We start from the raw sequence: 12,809 nt of genomic DNA on the forward strand, positions 1-12,809 counted from the left end.
AAGGAAAGGGATAGATAGAAAAGTAGGGAGATTATTTTATGTTAAGGGACTTATTTGTAAACACAACAATTATTCTTTCCTTTATTTTTGTTGGAGGTCAGATTTTAAGAGATAAGCCGTTAAAAGAAGAGTTTTCTCTTTGGCAGAAATGTGTAGTAGGTATGCTTACTGGAATATTAAGTGTACTATTGATGCATTTTGGTGTACATATTGAGAATATTATGCTGGATCTACGTTATTTAGCTGTTATTTTGGCAATTATAATCGGAGGTCCGATAGCTAGTAGTATAACAGTTACTATTATTTTAATTACCCGATTATTTTTTACCGAGTACTCTTTAGCCTCTGAATTGGCTTGTTATAGTATTGTATTGATAGGTGTTGGAGTTGTTTTTATTTGGCGGATGAAAGCTTCTATATTTACAAGATGGATCTGGTTTAATGTATATAGTTTATCTATTTTAGTAGTGCCACTTTCTATTTTATTTAAGGATATGTCTATCGTAGCATTATATGTAGTTTGTAGTGGTTTTGCAGCATATATCACATTTATAAGCGCAAATTATGTATTGCAATCCAATGAGTTATTTCAAACGATGAGGCAATATGCAACGATAGATGCATTGACAGGTTTAGGAAACGTAAGACAGTTTGATTTAGAGATGAATCGTCATATTGGGAGTAAGCGTATGAGAAATGATTCACTTTGTTTACTACTTATAGATATTGATCATTTTAAGTGTGTAAATGATACGTATGGACATCCTGCAGGAGACGAAGTGTTAAAACAAATTGGATGTATTTTAAGAGAAATTTCACCATTTCCAGATTTGGCTTTTCGAAAGGGTGGAGAGGAGTTTGCACTTTTGATACCAAAGAAGGGATTAGCTTATGGAATGCGTACAGGGGAACAAGTTCGCACAGTTGTTGAAAACCATCCATTCCAATTGTTAAATGGAACAAAAATAAAAATTACAGTTTCAGTAGGCATTTCAGTGTATGAAGAATCACCAAAGCAATTTATTCAAGCTGCTGATGATGCATTATACTACTCCAAAAGAAATGGTAGAAATCAGGTTAGTTCTGCATCTTAAAGATACGATGACCAGAAGAGTTTATAAAAAACACCCACAGAGAGAAAATATAAACTCTGTGGGTGTTTTCATTTATAGGTTAGACAAGTTCTTTTGATACAACGAATTTACGATATGCACCGTGATGTGTTGGGCCTACGTATTCATTAATCTTGAACGAATAACGGATAGCGGCTGTGATAAATTCTTTAGCAGTCTTTACTGCTTCTTTCACAGGCTTTCCTTTTGCAAGTTCTGCTGTAATTGCAGCAGAGTATGTACAACCTGCGCCGTGTGTATTTGTTGTATCAATTTTTTCTGATTCTAAAAGATCGAATGTTTGTCCATCATATAGGACGTCGATTGCAGTTTCTGTACCAAGCTTGCTACCGCCTTTAATTAGGACGTATTTCGCGCCTAAAGCGTGGATTTTTTTCGCTGCTTCTTTCATGTCTTCAAGAGAATTGATCTTTACGCCACTTAATTGGTAAGCTTCAAATAAGTTTGGTGTTACAACTAATGCCTTTGGAACAAGAACGTCACGTAAGCAATCATTCGTTTCAGGATGTAATGCTTCATCAGCACCTTTACATACCATAACAGGATCAACTACTACATTTTTAAAATTATGTTTTTCGATTGTTTCTGCAACCATTTCAATAATTTCTACTGATCCTAGCATACCTGTTTTTAAAGCATCTACGCCAACACCGTCAATTGTTGTTTCTAATTGTGGTTTTAATGTAGAAGCCGGGATTGGGAATACGTTATGTGCCCAACCGTTATGTGGATCCATCGTCACGATTGTCGTAAGAGATGTCATTCCGTATACACCAAGTTCTTGGAATGTTTTTAAATCTGCTTGTATACCAGCACCGCCACTTGTATCAGAACCAGCGATAGTAAGTGCTTTATTTAATGTCATTATGAAAGCCCCCTCAAGTGATATAATGAAAACTATGTTTTCACCATTATATCAATGTTACGAATAAGTACAAAGTGAAAAGTAGATGATTTATTTTAGGAGCTATTTAAAATTTTGCGTGTAGGAGACTGATTATGTTTCGAGATAATCGCACAAATGAATTAGTTATATTAAAAGAAATTGCAGAAACACTAAATACATCAAATGATACATACCATGTATTGCAAGCGGTGCTAGAAAAATTGCTTAGTGTAACAGGTTTAAAGACGGGATGGATTTTTCTTGCGGATGAAAATGGGAAATATACGAAGTTGATTGATTACCAGTTGCCAGAGGCACTTACATATGAAAATAAACGTCCGATGTGTGAAGGGGAATGTTGGTGTTTACGTGGCTTTGTAGATGGGAAATTGGAGAGAGCCGTTAATATTATTGAATGTAAAAGAATTAATAATGCAATTGAATATAATTGGGGAGATACAGAAGGCATTCTTCATCATGCTACGGTTCCTTTAAAGGCTGGAGGCGAAAAGTTTGGTGTGTTAAATGTAGCAAGTCCTGGTAAAACGCATTTTTCGGAAGAAGAATTAGTATTACTTCAATCGGTTGCTTTCCAAATTGGGACGGCCTTAAAGCGAACAAAATTATATGAAAATAAAAAGCGAAGAGCACATTATTATGTGAAATTGGAACGTTTTATTCAAGATTTAAAAACGATTCATAAATTTAATGTATTACCTGAAAAAGTGGTAAATCATATAGGTGAAGTATTTCAATGGAATCAAGTGGCTTTTTTTATTAGGGAAGAAAAGGAATTATCTTTGCGAGCGTCCTATAGTCAGGAAGAGTTACAAGAGGATGTAAAAGAAGCGGCAAAGAAGGCGTTAGAACAAGATGAGCCGGTGCTACTAAAACATCAAATTGGGCATAGTGTACATCTAAATAGAGCTGTTATTGCTACACCAATACATATTCAAAATCATATATTTGGTGTTTTATGTGTTAGTTTGAATAATGGAGAATTTGATGTTAACACAATAGATGTAATCCAAGCGCTATCGAATCATGTCTCGTTAATAATCGAGAATTTAAGATTAAATGAGCAGCGCCGTGAACTTGTACGAATGGAAGAAAGGAATCGGTTGGCAAGAGATTTACATGACTCCGTCTCACAAAAGCTATTTTCGTTAACCTTTATGACAAAAGGCGCTGAGGCAGTTTTAAAAGGTCAAAATGAAAAGGTAGATCAATCTTTGCATGAGATGCGTGAATTAGCACAAGGAGCTTTAAAAGAAATGAGGACATTAATTTGGCAGCTTCGTCCGGCAGGATTAGAGAAAGGGTTATTACCTGCTCTAAAGCAGTACGGTGAAAACTTAGGATTGAAGATTAGGGAGCAAGTTACTGGTGTTCGTGACTTACCTCGTGTAGTAGAAGAAGCACTGTGGCGCATTGGACAAGAGGCGCTAAACAATGTGAGTAAGCATGCAGGTGTAAAGGAAGCGACGATTTATTTTAAAGTAACTGAGAACGATGTATCATTAGAAATAGTGGATCAAGGTAATGGGTTTATAGAAAAGGACATAAAAGAGAAGAAGTCACTTGGCATGACAACGATGCGCGAAAGAGTAGAACTAATTGGTGGAACAATTAAAATTGTAAGTGAAAAAAAACGAACAAGTATAAAAATAAATGTACCATTATGATGTGAAAATGAGGGAAGTTTGTGAAAATAAAAGTATTATTAGTTGATGATCATACAGTCGTTTTAAAAGGATTAGCATTTTTCTTAAGTACACAGGAAGATTTAGAGTTAGTTGGAGAAGCAAATAACGGGAAAGAAGCATTAGTGAAAGTAGGAGAAACAAATCCTGATGTTGTACTAATGGATTTATATATGCCCGAAATGGATGGTGTCGAGGCGACAGCGTGTATCAAAAAAGAATATCCTGATGTGAAAGTAATTGTATTAACAAGCTTTTCTGATCAGGCGCATGTTTTACCAACGTTAAGGGCGGGGGCAAGTGGGTATATTTTAAAAGATGTAGAACCGGATCAACTTGTTGAAGCGATTCGAAGCGCATATAAAGGTAATATTCAATTACATCCGGATATAGCAAATACTCTTCTCTCTCAAACATTACCTGTGGAAGAAAAGGAAGAAGAACCTTCTATTCAAGTGGATGTGCTAACAGCGAGAGAAAATGAAGTGTTGCAGCTATTAGCGAAAGGGATGAGTAATAAAGAGATCGCTTCCGTTCTAGTTATTACAGAAAAAACGGTAAAAGCTCATGTAAGTAGTATTTTGAGTAAGTTGAACTTATCTGATCGCACGCAAGCGGCATTATATGCAGTGAAAAACGGAATTGTATAAGACAAAAGTCGTAAGACCTAGTTCGCCTTTAGAAGGTGGACTTTTTTTATGGAAAAATACGTCTATGTGAGGACGAAATTGTCTAGATATAAAGATAAAATATGTTTGTAAGCAACAAAACAACAATTACAAGGGATACCTTTTTTGAAAGCATATAACAACAGAAGAGTGAGTACTAGGAGGAAAAACAATGGCAACAGTTTTATTTGTAAAAGCAAACAACCGCCCAGCGGAACAAGCAGTTAGTGTGAAATTATACGAGGCATTTTTAGCAAACTATAAAGAAGCACATCCAAATGATACAGTAGTAGAACTTGATTTATATAAAGAAGACTTACCATATGTAGGCGTAGATATGATTAATGGTACATTCAAAGCAGGTAAAGGGTTTGATTTAACTGAAGAGGAAGCAAAAGCAGTAGCAGTTGCTGATAAGTATTTAAATCAATTTTTAGAAGCTGATAAAGTCGTTTTCGGTTTCCCATTATGGAACTTAACAATCCCAGCAGTATTGCACACATATATTGATTATTTAAACCGTGCTGGCAAAACGTTTAAATATACGCCAGAAGGTCCAGTTGGTCTAATTGGAGATAAGAAGATTGCATTATTAAACGCGCGCGGTGGCGTATATTCTGAAGGTCCAGCAGCTGAAGTAGAAATGGCTGTTAAATATGTAGCAAGCATGATGGGCTTCTTCGGTGCAACAAATATGGAAACAGTAGTTATTGAAGGACATAACCAATTCCCAGATAAAGCAGAAGAGATCATTACAGCAGGTCTTGAAGAAGCAGCTAAAGTAGCAAGCAAATTTTAATTGAAAATAGAATCGTCACTCGAAAAAAGCGGCATTAACATATAAATGTTAATGCCGCTTTTTTATATTTTAAGTTCATCAGCTAGTGTTTCTAATTGAATTCGATCTTGTATGTAATAGGTTCTTCCGTCTTTTTGTAAGTAATTTTGTTGGCAAAACTGGTTTAATACATATAAAAGATGACGGTAGCTGACATTTAAGTATTCCGAAACTTCGGTGTGTTTCTCTGTATAACTGTTATTTTGTTCTGTTAATAGAATAAATGCCGCTAACCGGTTTTCGAACGGATAACTATTATTTTTGGCGTAACTTTCTGTTCGGATAATTGTTTTTTCGCCGATAAATTTACATAGTTTCTGTAGAAAGATAGGATCTTGCAATAAAAGATGCTGACAATCTTTAAGAGGGAGTGCCAAGCACATACAATCTTCAATCACTTCCACCGTTTTCGTAACGGATTCAACGCCGATTAACCCTAACTCCCCAATGAACGAAGGTTCTTGAATAAAGTTAATTAAGGAGACCCTCCCGTTTTTGTGACTCATATATATTTTTGCTTTCCCGGAAATTAAGTAATAAAGATAAGGAACATCAACGCCTTCATTACATATCCTTTCTTTCTTTTGAAAGGAGTGTAGTTCAACATATGGTAAGACATTAAAAGAAAAAAGGGTATGGAAGTTGGAAGTTTGCATGTAATGAGAGATTTCTTCGCTATTTTTGCTAACTTTCATGTTTTCACCTCCTGTTTAGTATGAGATATCTCCTATTATGTTTACAAGAAGGAATGATACGATTTACGTAAATTTATTTTTGTAGAAAAGAGGGTGTGAAGTGCTTATGAAAAAATATAAAACATTGTTATTCGATGTAGATGATACATTGTTAGATTTTCAAAAGGCGGAGAAAGTGGCGTTACGTATGCTGTTTGAAGAGAGAGGGATTAATCTAACTAGAGAGGTTGAAGCGCAGTATAAAAAAATTAATAAACGCCTTTGGGAGGCTTTTGAAGAAGGGGAAATAAATCGTGATGAAGTCTTAAATACACGATTTTCAATTTTGTTGAAAGAATATGGGGAAGAGGTAGACGGGATATTATTCGAAAATAATTATCGTAGCTACTTAGAAGAAGGAAATCAGCTCATGCAAGGCGCATTTGAATTCATAAGTCAAATTCAAAGTGAGTACGATTTATATATTGTGACAAACGGTATTTCTCAGACGCAAGATAAACGTTTACGTAATGCAGGATTACATGCCTTGTTTCAAGATATTTTTGTTTCTGAGGATACAGGATTCCAAAAACCGATGAAAGAGTATTTTGATTATGTTTTTGAACGAATTCCTAATTTTGCTCCAGAAAAGGGGCTCATTATTGGGGATTCGTTAAGTGCTGATATGAAAGGCGGATATGTAGCGGGAATTGATACTTGTTGGTTTAATCGAGAAAAGAAATCAAATGATAGCGAGGTTGTGCCAACATATGAAGTGCAAAATTTTGAAGAGTTATACGCACTATTGAAGCAACGTGTGTAATAAAAATAGGCAGTGGAACTTTTGTCCCAACTGCCTACTTTTATTCGCTTGTAGCTTCGTTGTTTTTAGGAAGTGGAAATGCATTACCAATCGCTGCCGCTCCAAGCATCGGCAGTAGTAAATTGAGCGGGAAAAACATGAGTAATAGTAATGTTATTGCAATTGGTTTTCTTAATGCATAGCTTGAAATTGCTGTCGTGACGATGGCTACTGAAGCAATTGGATCTATAGGGATAATGGACGCTATAGCATATCCGATACTAGATCCAGCAAATATAATTGGGAAAATGTGTCCACCGCGCCAACCTGTATTTAAACAAACGGCAGTAATGCATAATTTTAAAACCCCTGAAAGAAGTAGTACCCAGAAGGATAAATGGCTCCATTCAACGACTAAATCTTTTAATTGATGTTCTCCTGAGAATAACGTGTACGGGAGAAAAGTTCCTGTAATTCCTAATAAAATACCACCGATAATTCCAAGTGATAGTTTGTATTCCTTTAAGGGATGGATTAATTTTTCTAATGTGAATTCTAATTTGAAATAAAAGAAGCCAACTATAGCACCGATACTAGCAAGTGGTAGAAAGGCAATCCATTCATTAAGAGAAAGGGAACCTTCCCCAAAATCAACGATAAAGGATCCGCGATTATCGAATTTACTAAGTAATAAATAAACGGAAAAACCAGCGAAAGTGGTAGCTAAATATACAATTGCTTTTTTTCCTTTAGAAAATTCGTTAATTTGCTCACCCTCATTTTCATTTGGAGCTAAATAACCGAATAATGGCGCGTTAAAAATTACACTTAAAGTAGCACCAATCCCAACCTCTGTTAGTTCATTCATTCCTTTTAAGGCGAATGTAAAGCGATCCCCTATCCATGTACAAAGTCCACCGATAATGCCAACAAGCGCTGCTTCGGGACCTAAGCTAGCTCCGAATATTAAAACGATAATCGCAGTTAAAGTAGCTTTATGTACGGAACGGTATTCAATTCTACCTGTTTTTTTATATTCACCCATCACTTCCGGCATAAGACGTGGATATGTGCCGAAGTATTTTTGAGTTAAACCGACGAGAATACCACCGATAGTTGTTACACAAATAGTGTAATACGGGGGAGAAGAGAAAATGGTAGGTAAGTATCCCCAAATAAAGTGAATGCCGATATTTATTGTAACTAAAAATAGCCAGACTGTTGCTCCTACTATAGAGCCTAAAAGAATGCCGTATAGGACGAGTATATAATGCATGTCCTTTGTGTTTGTCATGTTATACCTCCATTATGTAAGTTGTAATGTCGAAAGGAGTGAATATGCTACTGAGAAATGAAATGAATATGTATAGTATCTTTTTGAGAGGTTGGCTTATTCAATATGTTGAGGTCTCGTGAGAATTTGAAATGTATACAGTTAAACTACGTACTTAATTCTATATAGTAATCATGGGTTTTAAAAGGTCTTTTTCAAAGGGATATGGAATATATTTCTTTTGTTATGCATGTCAAAGCCTTTGTAATTAATTTAGAACATTCAGAAAAACTGATTGACATTAGGAAATTATTGCTATAAAATCAACGGTAATTGCATAGTCTTATCAAGAAAAGGTGGAGGGACAGGCCCGATGAAACCTTGGCAACAGCCGTATAACGGAATTGTGCCAAATCCTGCAGGTAATAAATCCTGAGAGATAAGAAAGAGCCTTTAGAGCGTGTTTTCAAACTGCTCCTTTCTTGTTTTCAGGAAAGGAGCAGTTTTTTTATTTTGCATAGAAGAAAGGAGAATGAGAGATGGGAGAATCATGGGGAAAAGGAACAATTTGTGTGCAAGGTGGCTATACACCAAAGAATGGTGAACCGCGTGTTTTGCCACTTTATCAAAGTACAACGTATAAATACGATACTTCGGATGATTTAGCAGCACTATTTAATTTAGAGGCAGAAGGATATATATATACGCGTATTGGAAATCCTACTCTAGCTGCATTTGAGCAAAAATTAGCGGAGTTAGAGGGTGGTGTAGGAGCTGTTGCGACGGCTTCTGGGCAGGCTGCTATTATGCTTGCTGTTTTAAATATTTGTAGTAGCGGAGACCACTTGCTTTGTTCTTCCACAGTTTACGGCGGGACGTTTAATTTGTTTGGGGTGAGTTTGCGTAAGCTTGGTATCGATGTTACGTTCTTTAATCCGAATTTAACTGCTGATGAAATCGTGGCTCTTGCTAATGATAAGACGAAGCTTGTTTATGCAGAATCGCTAGGAAATCCAGCGATGAACGTTTTAAATTTCAAAGAATTTTCAGATGCAGCGAAAGAGTTAGAAGTACCTTTTATCGTGGATAATACATTAGCGACACCTTATTTATGCCAAGCATTTGAGCACGGGGCAAATATTATCGTTCATTCTACGACGAAATATATCGATGGTCATGCAAGCTCTTTAGGCGGTATTGTCATTGACGGAGGGAACTTCGATTGGACAAATGGGAAATATCCTGAACTTGTTGAACCGGATCCAAGTTATCACGGCGTAAGTTACGTTCAAAATTTTGGTGCAGCAGCTTATATTGTGAAGGCACGTGTTCAATTATTAAGAGACTACGGAAACTGTATGAGCCCATTCAATGCGTATATTAGCAATATTGGCTTAGAAACGCTGCATTTACGAATGGAGCGTCATAGTGAAAATGCTCTTGCAGTTGCTAAGTGGCTTGCTAACCATGAACGTATTGAATGGGTGAATTATCCGGGACTAGATAGTAATGAAAATTACTCGTTAGCACAAACGTATTTGAAAAAAGGTGCTAGTGGTGTTTTAACATTCGGTATTAAGGGCGGATTAGAATCTGCGAAAGAATTTATCGCAAATGTAAAACTAGCAACTCTCGTAACGCATGTAGCGGATGCACGAACTTGTGTTATACATCCTGCTAGCACGACGCATAGACAATTAAGTGCTGAAGATCAGCGTCTAGCTGGCGTTACATCAGATTTAATTCGTTTATCGGTTGGTATAGAAGATGTTTCTGATATTATTGCAGATTTAGAAGCAGCGCTAGTCGGAGGCAAAGAACATGCCGATCATAATTGATAAAGATTTACCAGCTCGCAAAGTGTTGCAGGAGGAAAATATTTTTGTAATGACGAAGGAGCGAGCAGAAACACAAGATATCCGGGCATTGAAAATTGCTATATTAAATTTAATGCCTACAAAGCAAGACACAGAAGCACAATTACTTCGTTTAATTGGCAACACGCCGTTGCAATTAGATGTTCATTTACTTCATATGGAATCACATTTGTCCCGTAATGTAGCACAGGAACATTTAACGAGCTTCTATAAAACATTCCGTGATATTGAGAATGAGAAATTTGATGGATTGATTATTACGGGAGCACCAGTTGAAACTCTTTCTTTTGAAGAGGTAGATTATTGGGAAGAGCTTAAACGTATTATGGAGTATTCAAAAAAGAATGTAACATCTACGCTTCATATTTGCTGGGGGGCACAGGCTGGTTTGTATCATCATTATGGCGTTCCAAAGTATCCTCTTAAGGAAAAAATGTTCGGTGTATTTGAACATGAAGTCCGTGAGCAACATGTGAAATTGTTACAAGGGTTTGATGAATTGTTTTTTGCCCCGCATTCTCGTCATACAGAAGTACGAGAGAGTGATATTAGAGAGGTGACAGAATTAACATTATTAGCAAACTCTGAGGAAGCGGGTGTTCACCTTGTTATTGGGCAAGAAGGAAGACAAGTGTTTGCGCTCGGCCATAGTGAATATAGTTGTGATACGTTAAAAGAAGAATACGAACGAGACCGCGACAAAGGGTTAAATATTGATGTGCCGAAAAATTACTTTAAGCATAATAACCCAAATGAGAAACCGCTTGTAAGGTGGAGAAGTCATGGGAATCTATTATTCTCTAATTGGCTGAATTATTACGTGTATCAAGAAACCCCTTATGTATTATAAAAAAAGATTGTGTAACACGTGGCAACGTTTTCTTTGTAAAAATTAACTTATATTTTTCCGAATGTTCAAAAAAACATTGTTTTTCAGATTTTTTACTCATATAATTTCATCTAAACACAATTTTTGAGGGGTGGACAGTATTATGAAGGAAATTCAAGTTGGCTTATTAGGTCTTGGGACAGTTGGTAGCGGTGTAGTTCGTATTATTACAGATCATCAAGAGAGACTCATACACCAAGTAGGTTGTCCCGTGAAAGTAACGAAAGTACTAGTACAAAATATTGAAAAAGAGAGAGAAGTAGAGGTACCTTCTACTCTATTAACACAAGATGCAAATGAAATTTTAGATAATCCGAACATTGACGTTGTCATCGAAGTAATGGGTGGCATTGATGATGCAAAAGCATATATTTTGCAAGCTTTACAAAGTGGAAAGCATGTTGTAACTGCCAATAAAGATTTAATGGCGTTACATGGTGCGGAACTCTTAGCGGTAGCAAAAGATAATAAAGCAGACTTGTTTTATGAAGCAAGTGTAGCCGGAGGGATCCCGATTTTACGAAGTATCGTAGAAGGACTTTCTTCAGATCTTATTACGAAAGTAATGGGAATTGTAAATGGAACGACAAATTTTATTTTGACGAAAATGTCAGATGAAGGGAGAGCATATAACGACGTGTTAAAAGAAGCCCAACAACTTGGATTTGCAGAAGCAGATCCAACATCAGATGTGGAAGGTTTAGATGCAGCAAGAAAAATGACGATTTTGGCTACCCTCGGTTTCTCTACAAATGTGGAGCTTGGAGATGTGAAGGTAAAAGGAATTACTTCTATTACAGAGGAAGATATTGAATATAGTAAGAGTTTAGGTTACACGATTAAATTAATCGGTCTTGCGAAGCGAGATGGTGAAAAATTAGAAGTTACAGTTGAACCAACGCTACTTCCAAATACACATCCCCTTGCGGCTGTGCAAAATGAATATAACGCTGTATATGTGTACGGTGAAGCGGTCGGGGAAACGATGTTTTATGGACCAGGTGCAGGAAGTTTACCAACAGCAACAGCTGTTGTTTCGGATTTAGTAGCTGTAATGCAAAATATTCGATTAGGTGTAAACGGAAATAGCGCGGTATCCCCGCAGTATAAAAAGGTATTAAAAGAGCCAGACGAAATTGTTGTGAAGAAATTTTTAAGACTTCATGTAAAAGATGAAATTGGTGTATTTGCAAAAATTACTTCATTGTTCTCTGAGCGTGGTGTTAGCTTTGAAAAGATTATTCAAATGCCACTTGAAGAGAAAGGAAAAGCTGAAATTGTAATTGTAACGCATCGTGCATCTCTTGCTGATTATGATTATATTCTACATACGTTGCAAGGGTATGAAGAAATAGATTGTCTGAAAGCAAATTACCGAATTGAAGGAGATGCAAAGTAGCATCTCCCCTAATAAAAAACCTATTAAGCAGCCTGCTTAATAGGTTTTTTTCTATTTAAAATCTGCGTACCAACTTGAATAAATGCTTGGATAATCCAGCCTGTTGTAAAAGATAAGATGATTGTTCCAAAATAGATAGGTCCATCTAATAGGAAGCTTAATGTTAAAAATAAAAACGCTAACGAAATTTCTGTTCTTCTAAATGTCCACTTCTTTTTCTCAGCAACCGTCAAAACGAAAGCTTCTTGAGGCGCCGCGCAAAGGTTTGTAGAGACGTAAAGGCCAATCCCGGCTCCAACGAATAGATTTCCACAAATAAGTGTTATATATTTTGGAAGAGAGCGGATAGCATCCATAATGGTTGTAATGGAACCAATCCAATCAACAAAAAGCGAAATAAGAATCATTGTTACAATGGTACCGATCGTAATTTGTTTTTTATTCCAAAAGAGTACGATAAGAGTAAAAGCAAAATTAATCATGAAAATCCAAAAACCGATACTTATCCCGAAATTTTGATATAGTGCAATAAAGAAGGAATCATAAGGGCTAAGTCCAAAGGAAGTAATTGTCGTCATCATATTAATACCGATGGCGAGAGTGAGTAGACCGCCAATGAAAAATATATATTCTAATTTGAATCGAAGCATAGTTGTATATCCTTTCA

12 protein-coding genes and 1 riboswitch are annotated in these 12,809 nt (G+C 36.3%); of the genes, 8 read left to right on the forward strand and 4 right to left on the reverse strand.

Features of this window, described 5'->3' with window-relative positions; genetic code table 11:
- Positions 1 to 38 precede the first annotated feature (38 nt).
- Positions 39 to 1,094 (forward strand): GGDEF domain-containing protein, encoded by a 1,056-nt coding sequence (locus MR115_RS07540; protein WP_242240692.1) that lies wholly within the window; start codon positions 39 to 41, stop codon positions 1,092 to 1,094.
- 79 nt (positions 1,095 to 1,173) lie between these two features.
- Here the strand turns inward: MR115_RS07540 and pdxK are convergent, their stop codons facing one another.
- Positions 1,174 to 1,998 carry a pyridoxine/pyridoxal/pyridoxamine kinase gene (gene pdxK, locus MR115_RS07545; protein ID WP_242240694.1) on the reverse strand — a complete coding sequence of 275 codons (825 nt, stop codon included), beginning with the start codon at positions 1,996 to 1,998 and terminating at the stop codon, positions 1,174 to 1,176.
- Between the two features lie 134 nt (positions 1,999 to 2,132).
- Here pdxK and MR115_RS07550 point away from each other — a divergent pair, with 134 nt between their 5' ends.
- The 3 genes from MR115_RS07550 to MR115_RS07560 all read left to right on the forward strand — a co-directional run bounded on the left by MR115_RS07550 (position 2,133) and on the right by MR115_RS07560 (position 5,189).
- Complete coding sequence (locus MR115_RS07550) at positions 2,133 to 3,704, forward strand: GAF domain-containing sensor histidine kinase (protein ID WP_242240696.1); 1,572 nt, start codon at positions 2,133 to 2,135, stop codon at positions 3,702 to 3,704.
- Between the two features lie 20 nt (positions 3,705 to 3,724).
- Positions 3,725 to 4,372, forward strand: a complete 648-nt coding sequence (locus MR115_RS07555; protein WP_242240698.1) for a response regulator — start codon at positions 3,725 to 3,727, stop codon at positions 4,370 to 4,372.
- A 190-nt stretch (positions 4,373 to 4,562) separates the two neighbouring features.
- Complete coding sequence (locus MR115_RS07560; RefSeq protein ID WP_242240700.1) at positions 4,563 to 5,189, forward strand: FMN-dependent NADH-azoreductase; 627 nt, start codon at positions 4,563 to 4,565, stop codon at positions 5,187 to 5,189.
- A gap of 62 nt (positions 5,190 to 5,251) precedes the next feature.
- Here MR115_RS07560 and MR115_RS07565 read toward each other — a convergent pair whose 3' ends face one another.
- The gene (locus MR115_RS07565; RefSeq protein WP_242240702.1) at positions 5,252 to 5,923 is read right to left on the reverse strand and encodes a transcriptional regulator YeiL; all 672 of its coding nucleotides are present in this window, start codon (positions 5,921 to 5,923) and stop codon (positions 5,252 to 5,254) included.
- Between the two features lie 106 nt (positions 5,924 to 6,029).
- On the opposite strand from MR115_RS07565, the gene MR115_RS07570 reads away from it, so the two are divergent.
- Complete coding sequence (locus MR115_RS07570; protein ID WP_242240703.1) at positions 6,030 to 6,725, forward strand: YjjG family noncanonical pyrimidine nucleotidase; 696 nt, start codon at positions 6,030 to 6,032, stop codon at positions 6,723 to 6,725.
- Positions 6,726 to 6,765: 40 nt separating this feature from the next.
- Here MR115_RS07570 and MR115_RS07575 read toward each other — a convergent pair whose 3' ends face one another.
- On the reverse strand, positions 6,766 to 7,998 hold the full coding sequence (locus MR115_RS07575) for a chloride channel protein (protein WP_242240704.1): 1,233 nt from the start codon (positions 7,996 to 7,998) through the stop codon (positions 6,766 to 6,768).
- A gap of 319 nt (positions 7,999 to 8,317) precedes the next feature.
- Positions 8,318 to 8,423, forward strand: a riboswitch (SAM riboswitch).
- Between the two features lie 93 nt (positions 8,424 to 8,516).
- Between MR115_RS07575 and MR115_RS07580 the strand changes: the two genes are divergently transcribed.
- From MR115_RS07580 to MR115_RS07590, 3 genes are all read left to right on the forward strand, one after another.
- Positions 8,517 to 9,815, forward strand: coding sequence for a bifunctional O-acetylhomoserine aminocarboxypropyltransferase/cysteine synthase (locus MR115_RS07580; RefSeq protein WP_071724451.1), 1,299 nt, complete (start codon positions 8,517 to 8,519; stop codon positions 9,813 to 9,815).
- Positions 9,799 to 10,704: a homoserine O-acetyltransferase MetA gene (gene metA / locus MR115_RS07585; RefSeq protein WP_063262378.1), complete on the forward strand. Its 906-nt coding sequence runs from the start codon at positions 9,799 to 9,801 to the stop codon at positions 10,702 to 10,704. The genes MR115_RS07580 and metA overlap by 17 nt, the downstream gene beginning before the upstream one ends.
- Before the next feature lie 142 nt (positions 10,705 to 10,846).
- The gene (locus MR115_RS07590; protein WP_000659102.1) at positions 10,847 to 12,142 is read left to right on the forward strand and encodes a homoserine dehydrogenase; all 1,296 of its coding nucleotides are present in this window, start codon (positions 10,847 to 10,849) and stop codon (positions 12,140 to 12,142) included.
- 23 nt (positions 12,143 to 12,165) lie between these two features.
- On the opposite strand, the gene MR115_RS07595 is transcribed toward MR115_RS07590, so the two are convergent.
- Positions 12,166 to 12,792, reverse strand: coding sequence for a YczE/YyaS/YitT family protein (locus tag MR115_RS07595; RefSeq protein ID WP_242240705.1), 627 nt, complete (start codon positions 12,790 to 12,792; stop codon positions 12,166 to 12,168).
- Between the last annotated feature and the right edge of the window lie 17 nt (positions 12,793 to 12,809).

The sequence above is a fragment of the Bacillus cereus group sp. BfR-BA-01309 genome (genome assembly GCF_022664315.1).
Lineage (GTDB): Bacteria > Bacillota > Bacilli > Bacillales > Bacillaceae_G > Bacillus_A > Bacillus_A mobilis.